Annotated in this window: 18 protein-coding genes; 7 read left to right on the top strand and 11 right to left on the bottom strand. The window is 70.8% G+C overall.

Going from position 1 to position 18,471, the window contains the following annotated elements; genetic code table 11:
- Positions 1 to 59 precede the first annotated feature (59 nt).
- The 3 genes from ABZ079_RS26040 to ABZ079_RS26030 form a co-directional block, all read right to left on the bottom strand.
- Positions 60 to 2,156 carry a SpoIIE family protein phosphatase gene (locus tag ABZ079_RS26040; protein ID WP_356941861.1) on the bottom strand — a complete coding sequence of 699 codons (2,097 nt, stop codon included), beginning with the start codon at positions 2,154 to 2,156 and terminating at the stop codon, positions 60 to 62.
- Between the two features lie 295 nt (positions 2,157 to 2,451).
- Entirely contained in the window at positions 2,452 to 3,141 is a 690-nt protein-coding gene (locus ABZ079_RS26035) for a DUF402 domain-containing protein (protein WP_356941860.1), read from the bottom strand.
- An 84-nt stretch (positions 3,142 to 3,225) separates the two neighbouring features.
- Positions 3,226 to 4,623 carry a class II fumarate hydratase gene (locus ABZ079_RS26030; protein ID WP_356941859.1) on the bottom strand — a complete coding sequence of 466 codons (1,398 nt, stop codon included), beginning with the start codon at positions 4,621 to 4,623 and terminating at the stop codon, positions 3,226 to 3,228.
- A 103-nt stretch (positions 4,624 to 4,726) separates the two neighbouring features.
- Between ABZ079_RS26030 and ABZ079_RS26025 the strand changes: the two genes are divergently transcribed.
- Positions 4,727 to 6,241, top strand: a complete 1,515-nt coding sequence (locus ABZ079_RS26025; protein WP_356941858.1) for a ricin-type beta-trefoil lectin domain protein — start codon at positions 4,727 to 4,729, stop codon at positions 6,239 to 6,241.
- A gap of 84 nt (positions 6,242 to 6,325) precedes the next feature.
- Here ABZ079_RS26025 and ABZ079_RS26020 read toward each other — a convergent pair whose 3' ends face one another.
- Complete coding sequence (locus ABZ079_RS26020; protein ID WP_356941857.1) at positions 6,326 to 7,996, bottom strand: fumarate hydratase; 1,671 nt, start codon at positions 7,994 to 7,996, stop codon at positions 6,326 to 6,328.
- Between the two features lie 222 nt (positions 7,997 to 8,218).
- Here ABZ079_RS26020 and ABZ079_RS26015 point away from each other — a divergent pair, with 222 nt between their 5' ends.
- Positions 8,219 to 8,866 carry a DUF1707 domain-containing protein gene (locus ABZ079_RS26015; protein ID WP_356941878.1) on the top strand — a complete coding sequence of 216 codons (648 nt, stop codon included), beginning with the start codon at positions 8,219 to 8,221 and terminating at the stop codon, positions 8,864 to 8,866.
- A gap of 173 nt (positions 8,867 to 9,039) precedes the next feature.
- Entirely contained in the window at positions 9,040 to 9,417 is a 378-nt protein-coding gene (locus ABZ079_RS26010) for a WhiB family transcriptional regulator (RefSeq protein WP_356941856.1), read from the top strand.
- A 151-nt stretch (positions 9,418 to 9,568) separates the two neighbouring features.
- Here the strand turns inward: ABZ079_RS26010 and glpX are convergent, their stop codons facing one another.
- Complete coding sequence (gene glpX, locus ABZ079_RS26005; protein WP_356941855.1) at positions 9,569 to 10,603, bottom strand: class II fructose-bisphosphatase; 1,035 nt, start codon at positions 10,601 to 10,603, stop codon at positions 9,569 to 9,571.
- Positions 10,604 to 10,731: 128 nt separating this feature from the next.
- Between glpX and ABZ079_RS26000 the strand changes: the two genes are divergently transcribed.
- Positions 10,732 to 11,259 carry a DUF4245 domain-containing protein gene (locus ABZ079_RS26000; RefSeq protein ID WP_356941854.1) on the top strand — a complete coding sequence of 176 codons (528 nt, stop codon included), beginning with the start codon at positions 10,732 to 10,734 and terminating at the stop codon, positions 11,257 to 11,259.
- Between the two features lie 72 nt (positions 11,260 to 11,331).
- Here ABZ079_RS26000 and ABZ079_RS25995 read toward each other — a convergent pair whose 3' ends face one another.
- The 3 genes from ABZ079_RS25995 to xseA all read right to left on the bottom strand — a co-directional run bounded on the left by ABZ079_RS25995 (position 11,332) and on the right by xseA (position 13,487).
- Entirely contained in the window at positions 11,332 to 11,922 is a 591-nt protein-coding gene (locus tag ABZ079_RS25995) for a malonic semialdehyde reductase (RefSeq protein WP_356941853.1), read from the bottom strand.
- A gap of 135 nt (positions 11,923 to 12,057) precedes the next feature.
- A complete protein-coding gene (locus ABZ079_RS25990) occupies positions 12,058 to 12,282 on the bottom strand; it encodes an exodeoxyribonuclease VII small subunit (RefSeq protein WP_356941852.1) in 225 nt (74 codons plus the stop codon).
- Positions 12,279 to 13,487 carry an exodeoxyribonuclease VII large subunit gene (xseA, locus tag ABZ079_RS25985; protein ID WP_356941851.1) on the bottom strand — a complete coding sequence of 403 codons (1,209 nt, stop codon included), beginning with the start codon at positions 13,485 to 13,487 and terminating at the stop codon, positions 12,279 to 12,281. Before xseA ends, ABZ079_RS25990 begins: the two co-directional genes overlap by 4 nt.
- A 423-nt stretch (positions 13,488 to 13,910) precedes the next feature.
- On the opposite strand from xseA, the gene ABZ079_RS25980 reads away from it, so the two are divergent.
- Together ABZ079_RS25980 and ppgK are read left to right on the top strand one after the other, a co-directional pair.
- Positions 13,911 to 14,936, top strand: coding sequence for a 4-hydroxy-3-methylbut-2-enyl diphosphate reductase (locus tag ABZ079_RS25980; RefSeq protein ID WP_356941850.1), 1,026 nt, complete (start codon positions 13,911 to 13,913; stop codon positions 14,934 to 14,936).
- 65 nt (positions 14,937 to 15,001) lie between these two features.
- Complete coding sequence (ppgK, locus tag ABZ079_RS25975) at positions 15,002 to 15,748, top strand: polyphosphate--glucose phosphotransferase (RefSeq protein WP_356941849.1); 747 nt, start codon at positions 15,002 to 15,004, stop codon at positions 15,746 to 15,748.
- 4 nt (positions 15,749 to 15,752) lie between these two features.
- Here ppgK and ABZ079_RS25970 read toward each other — a convergent pair whose 3' ends face one another.
- Complete coding sequence (locus ABZ079_RS25970; protein ID WP_356941848.1) at positions 15,753 to 16,307, bottom strand: DUF6542 domain-containing protein; 555 nt, start codon at positions 16,305 to 16,307, stop codon at positions 15,753 to 15,755.
- A gap of 179 nt (positions 16,308 to 16,486) precedes the next feature.
- Between ABZ079_RS25970 and ychF the strand changes: the two genes are divergently transcribed.
- Positions 16,487 to 17,575: a redox-regulated ATPase YchF gene (ychF, locus tag ABZ079_RS25965; protein ID WP_356941847.1), complete on the top strand. Its 1,089-nt coding sequence runs from the start codon at positions 16,487 to 16,489 to the stop codon at positions 17,573 to 17,575.
- Between the two features lie 133 nt (positions 17,576 to 17,708).
- Here the strand turns inward: ychF and ABZ079_RS25960 are convergent, their stop codons facing one another.
- Together ABZ079_RS25960 and ABZ079_RS25955 are read right to left on the bottom strand one after the other, a co-directional pair.
- On the bottom strand, positions 17,709 to 17,972 hold the full coding sequence (locus ABZ079_RS25960) for a type II toxin-antitoxin system RelE/ParE family toxin (protein ID WP_356941846.1): 264 nt from the start codon (positions 17,970 to 17,972) through the stop codon (positions 17,709 to 17,711).
- Positions 17,965 to 18,234, bottom strand: a complete 270-nt coding sequence (locus tag ABZ079_RS25955) for a type II toxin-antitoxin system Phd/YefM family antitoxin (RefSeq protein WP_356941845.1) — start codon at positions 18,232 to 18,234, stop codon at positions 17,965 to 17,967. Before ABZ079_RS25955 ends, ABZ079_RS25960 begins: the two co-directional genes overlap by 8 nt.
- Positions 18,235 to 18,471 lie beyond the last annotated feature (237 nt).

Below are 18,471 nucleotides of genomic sequence, written 5' to 3'. Positions count from 1 at the left end.
CGCACGAGAAAGGGCGCCCGGAGTCCTCCGGGCGCCCTTCGCCGTCACGCGGGCGGACCTCAGCCCCGGTTCAGCTCGAACCAGACCACCTTGCCGGTGCTCAGCCGGGTCGCGCCCCAGCGCCGGGTCAGCTTGTTGACCAGATACAGGCCGCGGCCGCCCTCGTCCGTGGCCCGTGCCTGCCTCAGGCGCGGCAGCTGCGGCACGTCGTCGCCGACCTCACAGCGCAGCACGTCCGTGCGCAGCAAACGCAGGGTCACCGGCCGGGACGCGTACCGTACGGCGTTCGTCACGACCTCACTGACCAGCAACTCCACCGAGTCCGTCAGGTCCTCCAGGTCCCAGCGGGCCAGCGCGCGCCGGGCCAGCCGGCGGGCCTGGCCGGGAGCGGAGTCCTCCGGCTCCAGCGTCCAGTACGCGACATCGCTCGGCGCGATCCCGTCGAAGCGGGCGGCGAGCAGCGCGATGTCGTCGTCCCGGTCACCCGGGCCGAGCATGTCCAGCACCTCGTCGCACAGCGCTTCCAGCGGCGGCGGATGGTCGGGGCCGGTCAGCTGCGCGGTCGCGGCGAGCCTCTCCCGCAGCTGCTCTATGCCGGTCCACACGTCCCGCAGCCGGGACTCCACCAGACCGTCCGTGTAGAGGAGCAGGGTGGCCCCGGCCGGCGCGTCCAGCTCGACCGCCTCGAAGTCGACCCCGCCGACCCCGATCGGCGCGCCCGGCGGCACCCGCAGCACCTCGGCCCGGCCGCCCAGGTGCAGCAGTACGGGCGGCGGATGGCCGGCGTTGGCGATGGTGATGCGGTGGGTGACCGGGTCGTAGACGGCGTACAGGCAGGTCGCCATGCGGTCGGTGCCCAGGCGCTGCGCCTGCTCGTCCAGGTGGTGGAGTACCTCCTGCGGCGGCAGGTCGAGCCCGGCCAGCGTCTGGGCCGTCGTACGCAGCTGGCCCATGATGGCCGCCGAGGTCATGGAGTGCCCCATGACGTCACCGACGACCAGCGCGACCCGGCTGCCGGGCAGCGGGATCGCGTCGTACCAGTCACCGCCGACCCGCGCGGTCTCCGCGGCCGGCAGATACCGGGAGGCCAGCCGCACCCCCGTCGGGCGGGGCAGGGTCTCGGGCAGCATGGTGCGCTGCAGCTCGTCGGCGATGTAGGCCTCCCGGCCGTACAGCACCGCCTTGTCGATACCGAGCGCGCTGTGCGTGGCCAGCTGCGCGGCCACCAGCAGATCGTCCGCCTCGAACGCCGGCCGCTCCGGGCGGCGCAGGAACAGGGCCGCGCCGATCACCCGGCGGCGGCCGCGCAGCGGCGCGAGGATCGCGTGCCGGTCCTCCGGTACGACCGCCTCGCCGCCCTCGCCGAGCAGCTCGGGCAGTGCGGCCCGGGCGGCGGGCGCGTCGGCGAACACCGGCCGCACCCCGCGCAGCACCTCGTTCAGCGCGCCGCCGGGCCGCACCTCGCACAGCTCGGTCGTCAGTGCGGACAGATCCGCCAGCGCGGTCGGCTCCGGCTCCGGCTCGAAGGCCGACGGCAGCAGCACCCCGTCGGTGTCCCGCTCCTCCGGTATGCGGTCGGTCCGGCGCAGCCGCAGCACCACCGGTCCGGTGGGCCGCTCGTCGCCGACCGGCAGCGGGTCGCGCAGATAGACCAGGATCGCGTCCGAGAAGGTCGGCACGGTGGCCCGGCACAGCCCCATCACGATCTCGTCCAGGTCGAGCCCGCGGGCGATGCGCCGGGTGGCCGCGCCGACGAACCGCAGCCGGTCGCCGTCGCGCCGCATCGGCATGGGCCGTCCCGGCGGCAGTCCCCGCCCGGTACGGCGCTCCGGACCGCCCGGCGCCCGCTCCTGCTCGGCACCGGGCTGCGGCGGGATGGCCTCCGGTGCCGGACGCGGGCGGTGCGCCCCGGGTTCGGCGGTGGCGGGCTGGGAGTGCTCGGGGCCGTTGACTGGGGGCTCCTTCCCCTTGCCGTCCTTTCCCTTGCCGCAGGGCGTGACCGTTGCCGGGCCGCCGGACGGCGTCCCGTCGGCCCGGGCCTGCACGGGTAAGGCCGGGCTGCCGGGCGGCTTCGGGGTATGCAGGAGCGCCCCGCGGGCCTCCGCGGGGTCCACGCCCGGCTGGGGGCGTTCGAAGGAGGTGGGCTGCTCCGTCACGCGTGTCGCATCCATCCGTCCGGGGCTACGCGCCGGGCGCGCAGTTGGTCCCGCAGAAATCCCGATACCCGCAATACGTGCCCCAGGAACGGGATTCCCGCGTGCTCAGAGGTTGTCGCCGTGCCACCGGCGGGGCCGTGGCGGCCGGCGGTGGTGTTGCCCTGGTACCCCTCGCTCACGTCCTGCCGCCCCTCGGTGACGATCGGTCAAGCCCAGCCCATGCGCCGGGAGTTGCATTTACGCGCCCTTGCGGAGGACGATCCTACGTTTCTTGCCGGGGGGCGCATCAAGGGTCTCATGAGGACACGTGCGCGGGCGTACGGTCCCAGTCATCGGGGAGTGACGGTACCGTCCAGGACGGATCCGGGCGCCAGTGCGGCCAGTCGTCCGAGAACGGCGGCCCCCAGGCCTCGATCACCGCCACCGCGTCCCGCCCGGCCGCACGCACCCGCTCGGCGGTCGCCTCGTCCATCAGCCCGTCCCGCTGGGCCTGCGCGAACTCGTCCTCGTCCCGCCAGTGCCAACTGCGGTCCGGGTGCACGGAAATGTCCAGGAAGTAGTCCACGGAGTCCACGCCGCCCGACCAGCGGGTCAGGGGCTGTTCGAGGTTGACGTACCAGTTCTTGAACCGCCAGCCCGGCTCCCAGAACAGCCACACCGACCAGGGCCGGCCGGGCTCGGCGAGCTTCAGCACACCCGTGCCGAACCACCGGTCCCGCTGGACCGTGCGCGGCTTGGTGTAGCGGGACCCCAGCGGCTCCAGGTGCACGGGTGTGCCGTCGGCCAGGACCGGGCGCACGCACTCGGTGCCGGGCGCCATCCACACCGCGAGCAGCTCCGCGTCGTCGCGTACCACGGTGACGGGCCGCGCGATGTGGACGTGCTCGCCGGCGTTCTCCCGGTAGCGCCACAGGATCCGCGTTCCGGGGGTCCAGTACGTGACAGGTCCCGCTTCCACTCGTGTCACCGCTCCGTCGTCCGCCATGGACAGATATTAGGTGCCGTAGGCATACGACGCTGCGGCGCCCGTCACGGTTGTACAGCGGTGGCCGGAAAGGTTCGCTCCTGGTTACGGACGCGTCATCCGCAGGACGTCCAGGGCCTCGTCGAGCTGCTCCAGCGTCAGGTCGCCGCGCTCGACGTACCCGCTCTCCAGGACGACCTCACGGATCGTCCTGCGCTCCGCGAGGGACTTCTTGGCGACCTTCGCGGCTTCCTCGTAACCGATGTACTTGTTGAGCGGGGTGACCACGGAGGGAGAGGACTCCGCGTACTCGCGGGTGCGTTCCCGGTCGGCGGTGATGCCGTCGATGGTCCGGTCGGCCAGCAGCCGCGAGACGTTGGCGAGCAGCCGGATGGATTCCAGCACGTTCTTGGCGATGACCGGGAGCATCACGTTCAGCTCGAAGTTCCCGGCGGCACCGGCGGTGGTGATGGTGGCGTCGTTGCCGATGACCTGTGCGGCGACCATCAGCACGGCCTCGGGGACGACCGGGTTGACCTTGCCCGGCATGATCGACGAGCCCGGCTGGAGGTCGGGCAGCCGGATCTCCGCGAGACCGGTGCGCGGCCCCGAGGACATCCAGCGCAGATCGTTGGCGATCTTCGTCAGGCCGACCGCGATGGTCCTGAGCTGCCCGCTGGTCTCCACGATCCCGTCCCGTGCGCCCTGCGCCTCGAAGTGGTCGCGGGCCTCGGTGAGCGGCAGCCCGGTGGCCCGGGCGACCTCCTCGATGACGGCGGCGGAGAACCCGGGCGGGGTGTTGATGCCGGTGCCGACCGCGGTGCCGCCGAGCGGCAGCTCGGCCAGCCGGGGCAGCGAGGCGCGCAGCCGTTCGACGCCGTAACGCACCTGGGCCGCGTACCCGCCGAACTCCTGCCCGAGCGTGACCGGCGTCGCGTCCATCAGATGCGTCCGCCCGGACTTCACCACGTCGGCGAACTCCACGGACTTGCGCTCCAGGGAGGCCGCGAGGTGCTCCAGGGCCGGGACCAGGTCATGGGTGACCGCCGCGGTGGCGGCGATGTGCATGGAGGACGGGAAGACGTCGTTGGACGACTGCGAGGCGTTGACGTGGTCGTTGGGGTGCACGTCCCGGCCGAGCCGCTCGGTGGCGAGGGTCGCGATGACCTCGTTGGCGTTCATGTTGGAGGAAGTGCCGGAGCCCGTCTGGAACACGTCCACCGGGAAGTGCTCGTCCCACTCTCCCGCGGCGACCTCACCGGCCGCCTCCTGGATCGCCTCAGCGACCTCCTCGTCGAGGACCCCGAGTTGGGCGTTCACCTTCGCCGCGGCCGCCTTGACGCGCGCCAGCGCCTCGATATGGGCCCGCTCGATCCGCTGCCCGGAGACGGGGAAGTTCTCGACGGCTCGCTGGGTCTGCGCCCGCCACTTCGCACGGGCCGGGACCCGGACCTCGCCCATGGAGTCGTGCTCGATCCGGTACTGCGGCTCTTCGGTCGTCATCGTCGTACCTCCGAAAACATGAGCACCTGTCGCGGCACACCTATTCCCAAACTGACTACCCGCCAGTACACACCGGTGGTAACACCTGCTTCGGGGAGGCGTCATGAAACGCGTCAGATCCAGGATCAGATGTACGGCCGTCGCTGTCGCGGCGGCCGCCACCGTGTTCGCGGGCCTCACGGCCCCCGCCGGCCACGCGGCCCCGGCCACCGCGGCCGCCACCCCCCTCCCGGACGGCCTGGAGCGCATCCGCGCCGCCGAGGCCACCGCCCTCTACGGCGACCCGGCCGAACGGCCCCTCGCCGACCGCAAGACCGCCCTGATCTCCCTGGGTGACAGCGAGATCTCCGGCGAGGGCGTCGGCACCTACGAACCCGGCACCAACGGCCCGGACAACTGGTGCCACCGCTCGCCCCAGGCGGCCATCCACCGCACCGGGATACCCGCGGACGTCACCTACAACGTCGCCTGTTCGGGTGCCTACACCGGCAACATCCGCATCGGCGGCAGCAAGCAGTACGCCGACGAACCCGTGCAGAGCGACAGCCTCGCAGTGAAGGCCCGCAACACCCGGATCACGATGATCGTGCTGGTCGTCGGCGCCAACGACGACCTGCAGTTCGGGCCCGTCATGACCGACTGCGTCACCCGCTGGCTCACCCTCCAGGGCGCCTGCGCGCCCGCGTACGACCCCGGCTGGCAGGCACGCGTCGACAGCCTGGTGCCGAAGGTGGAGGCCACCGTCGCCGACCTGAAGACGGTGATGCGCGACGCCGGATACGCGGACGGCGACTACACACTCGTCCTCATGGGCTACCCGAGCCCCATCGGCCCGGACATCCACGACAACCCCGGCTACCCCGGCAAGCTGCCCGGCGGCTGCACCGGCCACGACTCCGACGCGGCCTGGGGCCGCAACAGCGCCGTCCCCCGCTTCGAGCGGGGCGTGCGCCGGGCGGCCCGCGAGAGCGGCGCCTCCTACCTCGACGCCTCCCGCCTCTTCCACGGCCACGAGGTCTGCATGGAGGACACCTGGGCGCGCGGCCTGTACGTGGACGTCACCAACCCCTTCCCGCCCGACTCCAACTCGGTACGCCAGTCCTTCCATCCCAACGCCCGGGGCCACGGAGCCTTCGCGGCCTGCCTGACCCGGTTCTACGACTCCGGCTACCGCGAGGCCGGTTGCGCCGACCCGGCGAGCACCGGAACGCCCGAGCTGTACCCGGGAGCCTGGGACGACGCCTTCCGCCCGCTGGCCAACCAGGCCACGGGCACCTGCGCCGACGCCTCGGGCGGGTCGAGCGCGAACGGCACCGAGGTGATCGGCTGGGACTGCCACGGAGGCCGCAACCAGGGCTGGTGGTACGACACCGAACGGGGCTCGCTGCACGTGGAGCTGACCCACGACCGGTGCCTCGACGTGCCGGGTGGCTCGTTCACCGCCGGCACGGGCCTGATCCTGTGGAACTGCCACGGCGGCGAAAACCAGCGCTTCGTCCAGCAGTCCGGCACCCTCCGCCCGGCCGCCGCGACGAACCTGTGCCTGACGCTGGGCGCGGCCAGGGACCGGATCCGGTTGCGGAGCTGCGACGGGTCGGCGAACCAGCGCTTCGGGTGAAGACAGCCTCGGGTGACGACGGTTTCGGGTGACGAGAAGAGCCCCTGGCCATGGCCAGGGGCTCCGCACGGTACCGCTACCGGGTCAGCCGAGGCCGGGCCCGCGCACCGGGATGCTCGTGAACGTCGGCTGCGGAGCCGGGTCCTGGAAGAAGTCGTTGCCCTTGTCGTCGACGACGATGAACGCCGGGAAGTCCTCGACCTCGATCTTCCAGACGGCCTCCATGCCCAGTTCCTCGTACTCGAGGACCTCGACCTTCTTGATGCAGTCCTGGGCGAGGCGGGCGGCCGGGCCGCCGATGGAGCCGAGATAGAAGCCGCCGTGCGCGTCGCACGCGTCGGTGACCTGCTTGCTGCGGTTGCCCTTGGCGAGCATCACCTTCGAGCCGCCCGCCGCCTGGAACTGCTCCACGTAGGAGTCCATGCGGCCGGCCGTCGTCGGGCCGAAGGAGCCGGAGGCGTAGCCCTCGGGGGTCTTCGCGGGACCCGCGTAGTACACCGGGTGGTCCTTCAGGTACTGCGGCATCTCCTCGCCCGCGTCCAGCCGCTCCTTGATCTTGGCGTGCGCGATGTCGCGGGCCACGACCAGCGGGCCGGTCAGGGACAGGCGGGTCTTCACGGGGTACTTGGTCAGCTCTGCGAGGATGTCGTCCATCGGCTGGTTCAGGTCGATCCTGACGACGTCGCCGGCCTCGTCGAGGTGCTCGTCCGTGGTCTCCGGCAGGAAGCGCGCCGGGTCCTTCTCCAGCTGCTCCAGGAAGACGCCCTCGGCGGTGATCTTCGCGACGGCCTGACGGTCGGCCGAGCAGGACACGGCGATGGCGACCGGGCAGGACGCGCCGTGCCGGGGGAGGCGGACGACCCGGACGTCGTGGCAGAAGTACTTGCCGCCGAACTGCGCGCCGATGCCGATCTTCTGCGTCAGCTCGAAGACCTTCTCCTCCAGCTCCTTGTCCCGGAAGCCGTGGCCGAGCGGCGAGCCCTCGGTGGGCGCGTTGTCCAGGTAGTGCGCGGAGGCGTACTTCGCGGTCTTCAGCGCGTATTCGGCGCTCGTGCCGCCGACGACGATCGCCAGGTGGTACGGCGGGCAGGCGGCCGTACCGAGCGAACGGATCTTCTCCTCCAGGAACTTCATCATGGAGGCCTCGTTCAGGACGGCCTTCGTCTCCTGGTAAAGGAAGGACTTGTTGGCCGAGCCGCCGCCCTTCGCCATGAACAGGAACTTGTAGGCGCCGCCGTCCGTGGCGTACAGCTCGATCTGGGCCGGCAGGTTGGAGCCGGTGTTCTTCTCCTCCCACATGGTGAGCGGAGCCATCTGCGAGTAGCGCAGGTTCAGCTTGGTGTAGGCGTCGTAGATGCCGTGCGAGAGGTGCTTCTCGTCCTCGCCTCCGGTGAGGACGTTCTGCCCGCGCTTGCCCATCACGATCGCCGTGCCGGTGTCCTGGCACATCGGCAGCACACCGGCCGCCGCGATGTTCGCGTTCTTCAGCAGGTCGAGCGCGACGAACTTGTCGTTGTTCGACGCCTCGGGGTCGTCGATGATGCGGCGCAGCTGCGCCAGGTGGGCCGGGCGCAGGTAGTGCTGGATGTCGTGGATGGCCTCCTCGGCCAGCTTGCGCAGCGCCTCCGGCTCCACCTTGAGGAACGTCCGCCCGTCCGGCCCCTCGACGGTGGACACGCCCTCGGAGGTCACCAGCCGGTACGGAGTGGTGTCCTCTCCCTGGGGGAGCAGATCGGTGTACGCGAACTCAGGCATCTCAGCCCATTCCTCACTCTGACGGACGGCCGCCCGCCGACGCTGGCGGGCCTCACCAGCCTAGGACCTGCCGCCGCCGGCGAACCTGTGAGGTAAGGCTCAGTGGGAGAGGCCCGGGGTTCTCCACAACCCTAGTCGCGATCTATCGCGTTTCGGTACGCTGCTGCCGTGGACCTTCAGAAGCCCGCCCCCATCCAGGACGCCGGACCGCGCGTCTCCGAAATGCGCGCCTCGGACGCCGACCGCGACCGGGTCGCCGACATCCTCCGCGAGGCCCTCGCCGAGGGCCGGTTGACCGCCGACGAGCACGCCGAGCGCGTCGAAGGGGTGCTGCATGCCAAGACGGTGGGTGAGCTGGAGGTCTTCATCCGGGACCTGCCCGCCGCCCACCGGCAGCCGTCCGGCCCCGCCTACGCGCCCGTCCCGTCCCGCCCCACGCCCGGCGCGATCCCGGCCGAGGCCGACGCCAACGTCGTAGCGGTGTTCAGCAGCGCCATGCGCCGGGGCCGCTGGCGAGCCGGCCGCCGGCTGCACGCGTACGCGATCTTCGGCTCGGTCGAGATCGACCTCAGCGAGGCGATCTTCGAGTACCAGCAGGTCGTCATCAAAGCCGTCTCGGTCTTCGGGGACGTCCAGATCCGTGTTCCCGAGAACATCTCGCTGCGCGGCACCGGCGGCGGGGTGCTGGGCGCCTTCGAGGTGAGCCCGCTGGACTCGGTCGAGTCCGACGCCCCGGTCGTCTACGTCGACGGCTGGGCCGTCCTCGGCAGCGTGGAGGCGCGGCCCAAGCGCGGCAAGCTGGTGGCGGACATCATGGAGCGCGTCCAGGACACGGTGGACCGGAAACTGCGCAGACACCTGGACCACTGAGGGGCGCGAATCCGCGGGTGACCGTAGGGGTCAGGTCCGCTCTCGCACCGGCGAAGGGGCGTGAACGAGCCGCCGCGCGCCCGTAGTGGGAAACGCAGTGCATAGGCGCGCGCACAGCGGGTAGGCCTTGCTGCATCGTCGCTCGCTCGCGAAGCCGTCGTCAGGAGTAGACCGTGCTGCAACCGCCGCCTTCGTCCCTGCAGGTAGCTGCCGTGCCGGCCCAGCGGGTGTCAGCGCGAGACAGGGATCAAGACGCTCCCTGGCACACCGAGGCGGTGTGCCGGCGTGACGAGGCGGGTCTGTTCTTCGCTCCGTCGAAGGAGCCGACGGCCGCGCGGCTGTCCCGCGAGGAGGCGGCCAAGCGCGTCTGCGCACGCTGCCCGGTCATGGTCGAGTGCCGCGAGCACGCCCTCCTTCAGCCCGAGCCCTACGGCGTCTGGGGTGGCCTCACGGCGGCGGAACGCCGCGTTGTCCTGGCGAGGCGCCGCCGCCGGGAGATGGAACTGAAGAAGGCGGCACGGGCGACGGCGGCCAATCGCATAGCCGGCTGAGCGTGTCGGGGCGCCCTCTCCGCACCGAGGGCGCATCCCTGCCGAAGGGGCGCGGGACTGTGTCCGACACGCGGCTTCGCCGCGTGGGCGCGACCGGCCACGCGGATCCGCACGCGCCGGTGATCCCGCCGCCCCCTCCGCTTGGGCGCTGCTACTTGGCCCGGTCGAAATCGATCGCGCTGTAGGCCCGCAGCTTGCGCAGCCGGTGCTCGGAGTCGATCCGCCGCACCGTCCCCGACTTCGACCGCATCACGATCGACTCGGTCAACGCGGTCTCGGAGCGGTACCGCACCCCGCGCAGCAGCTCACCGTCGGTGATGCCGGTCGCCACGAAGAAGACGTTCTCCCCGGAGACCAGGTCGTCGGTGGTGAGCACCCGGTCCAGATCGTGCCCGGCGTCGATCGCCCGCTGCCGCTCCTCATCGTCCTTGGGCCACAGCTTGCCCTGGATCGTGCCGCCCAGGCACTTCACGGCGCAGGCCGAGATGATGCCCTCGGGAGTGCCGCCGATGCCGAGCAGCAGGTCGACGCCGGTGCCCTCGCGCAGCGCGTACACCGAGCCGGCGACGTCGCCGTCGGAGATCAGCTTGATGCGTGCGCCGGCCTCCCGGACCTCCCGGATCAGGCCCTCGTGCCGCGGCCGGTCCAGGATGACGACGGTGACGTCCTCCGGCGCGGACCGCTTGGCCTTGGCGATCCGGCGGATGTTGACCTCGACGGGCGCGTTGATGTCGACGAAGTCCGCCGCCTCCGGGCCGGTGACCAGCTTGTCCATGTAGAACACGGCGGACGGGTCGAACATGGCGCCGCGCTCGGCGGCGGCAAGGACGGCGATCGCGTTGGGCATGCCCTTGGCCGTCAGCGTGGTGCCGTCGATCGGGTCGACGGCGATGTCGACCTCGGCACCGGTGCCGTCGCCCACCCGCTCCCCGTTGAAGAGCATCGGGGCCTCGTCCTTCTCACCCTCGCCGATGACGACGACACCGTTCATCGACACGGTGGAGACGAGGGTCCGCATGGCGCGCACCGCGGCGCCGTCGGCGCCGTTCTTGTCGCCGCGCCCCACCCAGCGGCCCGCTGCCATCGCGGCGGCTTCGGTCACCCGGACGAGTTCCAGGGCGAGGTTGCGGTCGGGAGCCTCGGAGGGAACATCGAGCTCGGACGGCAGGTGATGATTTTCGGTCATCGGAGCGCACCTTTCTGATACGACGACGGCCGGATGAGGGTCTTGGTCCCCGACTCTATCGTTAGGCAGACAAAATGAGCAGGGGACCCCACGGATGAGCGCTTGGGACACCTGCGACGATAGGGGGCGTGGCAGGTTCGAACGGTAAGCAGAAGACGGCCCGGGACATGATCCTCTCCCTGGCTCTGATCGGGATCGCGGCGGCGGTCGTCTACTTTCTCACCATCCCGCACGACGATCACGCTCCCGACCTCAAGCGCGTGGACTACCGGGTCGAGCTGCTCACGGCCCGGCGCGCGGTGAGCTACCCGGTGGCCGCGCCCGAAGGCCTGCCGAGTACCTGGAAGGCGACGTCCGTGCGCTTCCAGGGCGGGGACTCCGACCGCTGGCACCTGGGCTTCCAGACCCCGGACGGCCAGTACGTGCAGGTCGAGCAGTCCACGCAGAGGCCCGCCGACTTCATCGACGAGGCCAGTCAGGGCGGGTCGGTGACGAAGCAGACCGAGAAGATCGGCGACCGTGCCTGGACCCGCTGCACCGGCGGCCGCTACGACGCCCTCGTCCTGCGGGACACGCCCGGCTCCACGACGGTGGTGGCCGGTACGGCGTCCTTCGCCGAGCTGACGAAGATGGCGGCGGCGCTGAAAATGCAGTGAGAACCGCGTACGACAGAGGCCCCCGGCGCTGCCGGGGGCCTCTTCGTCTGCGAGTGGTGGTGGGTGCGGTGCTCAGACCGTGGTGACGACGTCGTCGTACGCCAGCCGCGGCGAGCGCGGGTACCAGGCGTCCGGGCCCGGCCGGCCGATGTTCACGACCATCAGCGGGGTGTGGTCGTCGTCCAGGAACTCCTTGCGGACACCCTCGAAGTCGAAGCCGGTCATCGGGCCGGCGGCCAGACCGGCGGCGCGGACGCCCACGATGAAGTACGCGGCCTGCAGGGCCGCGTTCAGTGCCGCGGAGCCCTCACGGGCCGGGCGCTCGGCGAAGAAGACGTCCTTGGCCTGCGGAAAGGCCGGGAACAGCGCCGGCAGCTCCTCGTGGAACTCGTTGTCCGCGGAGAGGATCGCGACCAGCGGGGCGGTGGCCGTCTTGGCCCGGTTGCCCTCGGCCATGTGCCGCACCAGGCGCTCGCGGGCCTCGGCGGAGCGGACCAGGGTGATGCGCAGCGGGGTCTGGTTGAAGGCGGTGGGGCCGTACTTGACCAGGTCGTAGATCGCCTGGACCTGCTCGTCGGTCACCGGCTCGTCGGTGAAGGTGTTCGCGGTGCGGGCCTCACGGAACAGCAGGTCCTGGCTGGCGGGGTCAAGAACGAGAGACATGCGGGACTTCCTCGAGTGCGCGTCCGGTCCGGGACGCCGGACCGGCTGACGGCACGACCCTACGCCAAATGAAGTTCAACCTTCAACGAAAGTCGGGGTGTGGTGATCCGCTTCACAACCCCGGGAGTGCCGCGCCTACTCGGCGTCCTCTTCCTCGGCCTCCTCGGCCAGCGCCGCGTCCAGCCGGGCCCGCGCCCCCTCCAGCCAGCGCCGGCAGACCTTGGCCAGCTCCTCACCGCGCTCCCACAGCGCCAGGGACTCCTCCAGCGTCGTACCGCCCGCCTCCAGGCGCCGTACGACCTCGATCAACTCGTCCCGCGCCTGCTCGTACGAGAGCGCCTCGTCCACCCTGCTGGTCATTCGCCTGCCTTCACTGTGAATTCACCGTCGGCCACCCGGGCGCGCAGCACCTCGCCCCGCGCGACCTCCTCCGGGTCCCGGACCACATGCCCATCGGCCTTCTGCAGCACCGCGTAACCCCGCTTGAGCGTGGCCGCGGGGGAGAGGGCGACCACGCGCGCGTGGGTGTGCGTCAGCTCCGAGTCCGCGCGGTCCAGCAGATGCCCGAGGGTCCGCCGGCTCCGCTCGATCAGGGAGGCCACCTGATCGGCCCGTTCGTCGATCATCCGGTGCGGGTCCTCTATCGAGGGCCGGGCCAGCGCGTGCGCAAGGCCGCGCTCCTCCCGCTCCAGGAACGCGTTCATGCAGCGCCGGGCGCGATCCCGCAGCATCCGCACCCGCTCGGACTCCTCGCCCACGTCCGGCACGACCTTCTTCGCCGCGTCGGTCGGGGTGGAGGCGCGCAGGTCGGCGACATGATCCAGGAGCGGGTTGTCCGGCTCGTGCCCGATGGCGGACACGACGGGCGTACGGCACTGCGCCACCGCCCGTACGAGCTGCTCGTCCGAGAAGGGCAGCAGGTCCTCCACGCTGCCGCCACCGCGGGCGACGATGATGACGTCCACCTCGTCGATCTCGTCCAGCTCCTTCACCGCCTGCACCACCTGCGGGACGGCGTGCACGCCCTGCACGGGGACGTTGCGCACCTCGAAGCGGACGGCGGGCCAGCGGTGCCGGGCGTTCTCCAGCACGTCCCGCTCCGCGGCGGAGGCACGCCCGCACACCAGGCCGATCAGCTGCGGCAGGAACGGCAGCGGTTTCTTCCGCTCCGGCGCGAACAGTCCCTCGGCCGCGAGCGCCTTCTTCAGCCGCTCCAGGCGTGCCAGCAGCTCGCCGACGCCGACGGGCTTTATCTCGGCGGCCCTGAGCGACAGCTGGCCACGCGGGGCGTACCACTCGGGCTTCGCCAGGACGACGACGCGGGCGCCCTCGCCGACGACGTCCGCGACGGCGTCGAAGACCTGTCGGTAGCAGGTCACACTGACGGAGATGTCGTACGAGGGATCGCGCAGCGTCAGGAACACGACCCCCGCGCCGGGGCGCCGCGACAACTGCGTGATCTGTCCCTCGACCCACACCGCCCCGAGCCGGTCGATCCAGCCCCCGATCATCCGGGACACCTCGCCGACGGGGAGCGGGGTTTCGGGGGACGAGTTCACAGCCATGCGGCGAGCGTAACGGGCGCCACCGACAACGCGCCGTCGGCCTGCGGGCCACCTCTCGCCGCGGGTCCGTCATGGCTCGTCGCGCGGTTCCCCGCGGCCCTGGGGAACCGCGGTGCCGCCGGCTTCCCGGCTCCGCAGCCGAACGCCATCACGATCGTGGCCACCTTGACACCCGCGCCACCGCACCGCGGTGTCCCCGGCGTCCAGCGCGCCGAAGACCCCGGCCGGCGCCATCGGAGCGAGGAACAGCAGCCCGCAGTCCCACGAGGACCCGGAAGCCGAGGCCCCGGAAGCCGAGGCCGCGCCGCAGCCGGTGCCGCGCCCCGACCGTGGAGGCCGTCGTTCCGGTGTCGGACACAGGCACGAGTTCTCCCCGCGGGGCGACGGACACGCGATCTCTGCGCCCCCGCACGCGGCCTTACGATGGGACGCATGACCGCTTCGCCTGGCCGCCGTGTCCTGCTCGCCGCCCCCCGGGGCTACTGCGCCGGTGTGGACCGCGCCGTGATCGCCGTCGAGAAGGCCCTCGAACAGTACGGGGCCCCGATCTACGTCCGGCACGAGATCGTCCACAACAAGTACGTCGTGCAGACCCTGGAGAAGAAGGGCGCCGTCTTCGTCGAGCGGACGGAGGAGGTGCCGCCCGGCAGCATCGTCATGTTCTCGGCGCACGGCGTCGCCCCCGTGGTGCACGAGGAGGCCAAGCGGGGCCGCCTCGCCACCATCGACGCCACCTGCCCCCTGGTCACCAAGGTCCACAAGGAAGCCGTCCGCTACGCCACGGAGGACTACGACATCCTCCTGATCGGGCACGAGGGCCACGAAGAGGTCATCGGCACCTCCGGCGAGGCTCCCGACCACATCCAGCTGGTCGACGGCCCCGAGGACGTCGCCAAGGTCGAGGTCCGCGACCCGTCGAAGGTCGTGTGGCTGTCCCAGACCACCCTCTCCGTCGACGAGACGATGGAGACCGTCGACGCCCTGAAGACGAAGTTCCCGGGCCTCGTCTCGCCGCCCAGCGACGACATCTGCTACGCCACGCAGAACCGCCAGCTCGCCGTGAAGCAGATGGGTGCCGAGGCGGAACTGGTCATCGTGGTCGGCTCGCGCAACTCCTCCAACTCCAAGCGACTGGTCGAGGTCGCCAAGCTCGCCGGCGCCCGCGACGCCTACCTGGTGGACTTCGCCGACGAGATCGAGGAGGCCTGGCTGGAGGGTGTCACCACGGTCGGCGTCACCTCCGGTGCCTCCGTGCCCGAGGTGCTGGTCGAGCAGGTCCTGGAGTGGCTCGAAGAGCGCGGTTACGGAGACGTGGAGATCGTGAAGGCGGCCGAGGAGTCCATCACCTTCTCGCTGCCCAAGGAACTCCGTCGCGACCTGCGCGAAGAGGCGGCCGCCCTGGTCGCCCAGCGGGGTGGCTCGGGCGCCTCGGACACCGCCACGCGCTGACGGGCGGCCGCGCGCACCGCCGTACGGCCGTAGTGACGGTCGGTGCTCCGTCGTAACGTGGTGCCATGGAGATCTTCGGCGTGGACATCGGCGGATCCGGGATCAAGGGCGCCCCCGTGGACCTGGACAGGGGCGACCTGGCGAGGGAGCGCTGCAAGGTGCTCACCCCGCACCCGGCGACGCCCGACGGCGTGGCCGACGGGGTCAAGCAGGTGATCGACCACTTCGGCTGGACCGGCCCGGTCGGGCTGACCTTCCCAGGAGTGGTCACCGGCGGCGCCACGGTCCGTACCGCGGCGAACGTGGACAAGAGCTGGATCGACACGGACGCGCGCGCGTTGTTCAGCGGCAGGCTCGGCGGGCTGCCGGTGACCGTGGTCAACGACGCGGACGCGGCGGGCGTCGCCGAGATGCAGTTCGGCGCCGGACGGGACAGGCGGGGCACGGTCATCCTGCTCACCTTCGGCACCGGCATCGGCAGCGCCGTCTTCGTGGACGGGGTCCTGGTCCCGAACACGGAGCTGGGCCACCTGGAGCTGAGCGGTCACGACGCCGAGAGGCGTGCCTCCAGCAAGGCCAAGGAGGACCACGACCTGAGCTGGCAGCAGTGGGCGCACCGCGTCCAGAAGTACCTGGCCCATGTGGAGATGCTGTTCTCCCCGGAGCTGTTCATCATCGGCGGCGGCGTCAGCCGCAAGGCGGACAAGTTCCTGCGGTTCATCGAGGGCATCAAGGCCGAGATCGTGCCCGCGCAACTGCAGAACAACGCGGGGATCGTGGGCGCGGCGATGAGGGCCGCGCAGCAGGCCTAGCCGCTCAGACCCGTCGCCGGCGCCGCCGTACCCACCGCACCCGGCGGACGAGGACGATCACGCCGGCGGTGAGCGTCCCCCCGTACAGCCAGCCGGCCTGGAGGGCGAGCCCGGTGACCAGCCCCATCAGACGGCCGGGCAGCCCCCCGCTGCCGTCGGCGATGGGGAGCAGCCCCACGGCGAACGCGATCGGTACGACCACGGGCGCGCTCAGCAGGTCCCCGTCGCGCACCCACAGCGCGATCAGGGTGCACATCAGCAGGAACAGGACCCCGTACAGCGGCGGGGACCCGCCGAACAGGAGCTGGTCCAGACAGCCGAGCAGGAACATCACCACCGCGCCGAACAGGCCGCTGCCGAGCCCGGTCAGCCGGGGGTTCGGCAGCCGCTTGCCCGGCGGCACCGGCCGGGAGGCCCGGACCTGCCGTAAGGCCCGCTCCGAGCCCGGTCCGGGCCTGCGTTCGCCGCCGGGCCTGCGCCGGGCCTGTGACGGCAGGGAACCCTGCGGCGTGCCTCGTCGCCGTCCGTCGTTCGGGGGTCGCGTCCTGTGTTGCTCCACTGGACCAACTTAGGTCTGTTTATGTGTCGATTCGCCCATCAGACACGCCGATGAGGAGAGCTTGGCCAGGTGTCGACGCTCCCGCGGGCCCCCCGCCCCGGACGCCGTAGACTGGTGGATCGGCCAGTGTGTCTGGCCCCTGGCAGCCCCTGGCCCTCTCATTTACGGGAAGTCGCAACGTGTCGCTCACGATCGGAATCGTCGGCCTGCCGAATGTCGGCAAGTCGACCCTGTTCAACGCCCTGACCAAGAACGACGTGCTGGCGGCCAACTACCCGTTCGCCACGATCGAGCCGAACGTCGGCGTCGTCGGCGTCCCCGACGCCCGGCTCGCGAAGCTGGCCTCGATCTTCAGCTCGGAGCGCATCCTTCCGGCCACGGTCGACTTCGTCGACATCGCCGGCATCGTGCGCGGCGCCTCCGAGGGCGAGGGCCTGGGCAACAAGTTCCTCGCGAACATCCGTGAGTCCGACGCGATCTGCCAGGTCATCCGCGCCTTCAAGGACGAGAACGTCGTGCACGTCGACGGCAAGGTCTCGCCGAAGGACGACATCGAGACGATCAACACCGAGCTGATCCTCGCCGACCTGCAGACGATCGAGAAGGTCCTGCCGCGCCTCCAGAAGGAGTCCCGGATCAAGAAGGACATCGCGCCCAAGGTCAAGGCGGTCGAGGAGGCCAAGGAGATCCTGGAGAAGGGCGACACGCTCTTCGCGCACGGCATCGTCCAGGGCACCGAACGCAACGAGCTGCTGCACGACCTGCACCTGCTCACCACCAAGCCCTTCCTCTACGTCTTCAACGTCGACGAGGACGAGCTGACCGACGAGGACTTCAAGAACGAGCAGCGCGCCCTGGTCGCCCCCGCCGAGGCGATCTTCCTCAACGCCAAGCTGGAGGCCGACCTCGCCGAGCTGGACGAGGAGGAGGCCCTGGAGCTGCTGGAGTCCGTCGGGCAGCACGAGCCCGGCCTCGCCACCCTGGCCCGCGTCGGCTTCAACACCCTCGGCCTGCAGACCTACCTGACGGCCGGCCCCAAGGAGTCCCGCGCCTGGACCATCAAGAAGGGCGCCACGGCCCCCGAGGCGGCCGGTGTGATCCACACCGACTTCCAGAAGGGCTTCATCAAGGCCGAGGTCATCTCCTTCGCGGACCTGGTCGAGGCCGGCTCGGTCGCCGAGGCCCGCGCCAAGGGCAAGGCCCGCATGGAGGGCAAGGACTACGTCATGCAGGACGGGGACGTGGTGGAGTTCCGCTTCAACGTGTGAGCGGATGGATAACACCACGTCGCTGACGTGGCAAACATGCAGGTCAGAAGGGGTCGGACTCTGTCGAGTCCGACCCCTTCGTCGTCACCGTGCTGGATCGGTGCCGGATATCCTGACGTGGGCTCAGCAGTAGTCAGGTCTCGTAGACGGTGGACCGGTGTCCCACATGAACGACCCAGACCACCAGCTCTCCGTTGTCGATCGTGTAGACGACGCGGTAGTCGCCGACGCGCAGACGGCGTCGTTCGGGCTGGGACACGAGTGCGGTGGTGTTGAAGCCGAGAGGGTCGGTCTCCAGCTCGGTCAGCTTGGCCAGGATGCGCAGCGCCATGTCGCGGGGGATCTTCCGAAGCTCGGCCTGCGCCTCGGGGCGGAAGACGGTTCGGTACTCACGCACCGCGTGCCAGCGTCTCCCTCATGATGTCCTCGATCGGGATGCCGGGCGCGGGGTTGGCCATGCGCTCGTCGATGATCCGATTGATCTCGCGCTCTTCCCACTCCTGGTACTTGCGCAGCACCTCGATGGAGACGACGGCGGCGACTTCCTTGCCCCGCCGCGTGATCACCGTGGGTACGTCGTCGCGATCCGCGCGCTCCACGACCTCGGCCAGATGTGCGCGTACGTCACGGATGGACTCTATGCGCAGCGGATGTGTCATGCGCTCAAGCGTACCGAGTGTCCCATGTGTACACAACGGCGCCGTGGCGGTGGGGCAGGCCCGCTTCGCCGCCGTCGCGGGTGCCGGATGAACCCCTACCGTGCTGGATCGGTGCTGGACACGATCTTCCAGAGGGTCGTTTGCGCAGGTCAGAGCTCTGCGCCTGACGTTCCGCTTCAACGTGTGGCGGGCGCCCTATCGCCACGCCAGCAGCGAGCCAGGCCGGACACGGTGAGC

The organism is Streptomyces sp. NPDC006314, assembly GCF_040613075.1.
Taxonomy (GTDB): Bacteria; Actinomycetota; Actinomycetes; order Streptomycetales; family Streptomycetaceae; genus Streptomyces.
Note: the sequence above shows the minus strand (reverse complement) of the source record. Positions and strands in the feature narration are given on the sequence as shown.

Coding starts and splice junctions, on each gene's coding strand:
- ABZ079_RS26035 (WP_356941860.1), bottom strand. CDS start 3,141: ATGGCGGACGACGGAGCGGTGACACGAGTGGAAGCGGGACCTGTCACG.
- ABZ079_RS26030 (WP_356941859.1), bottom strand. CDS start 4,623: ATGACGACCGAAGAGCCGCAGTACCGGATCGAGCACGACTCCATGGGC.
- ABZ079_RS26025 (WP_356941858.1), top strand. CDS start 4,727: ATGAAACGCGTCAGATCCAGGATCAGATGTACGGCCGTCGCTGTCGCG.
- ABZ079_RS26020 (WP_356941857.1), bottom strand. CDS start 7,996: ATGCCTGAGTTCGCGTACACCGATCTGCTCCCCCAGGGAGAGGACACC.
- ABZ079_RS26015 (WP_356941878.1), top strand. CDS start 8,219: ATGCGCGCCTCGGACGCCGACCGCGACCGGGTCGCCGACATCCTCCGC.
- glpX (WP_356941855.1), bottom strand. CDS start 10,603: ATGACCGAAAATCATCACCTGCCGTCCGAGCTCGATGTTCCCTCCGAG.
- ABZ079_RS25995 (WP_356941853.1), bottom strand. CDS start 11,922: ATGTCTCTCGTTCTTGACCCCGCCAGCCAGGACCTGCTGTTCCGTGAG.
- ABZ079_RS25990 (WP_356941852.1), bottom strand. CDS start 12,282: ATGACCAGCAGGGTGGACGAGGCGCTCTCGTACGAGCAGGCGCGGGAC.
- xseA (WP_356941851.1), bottom strand. CDS start 13,487: ATGGCTGTGAACTCGTCCCCCGAAACCCCGCTCCCCGTCGGCGAGGTG.
- ABZ079_RS25980 (WP_356941850.1), top strand. CDS start 13,911: ATGGGACGCATGACCGCTTCGCCTGGCCGCCGTGTCCTGCTCGCCGCC.
- ppgK (WP_356941849.1), top strand. CDS start 15,002: ATGGAGATCTTCGGCGTGGACATCGGCGGATCCGGGATCAAGGGCGCC.
- ABZ079_RS25955 (WP_356941845.1), bottom strand. CDS start 18,234: ATGACACATCCGCTGCGCATAGAGTCCATCCGTGACGTACGCGCACAT.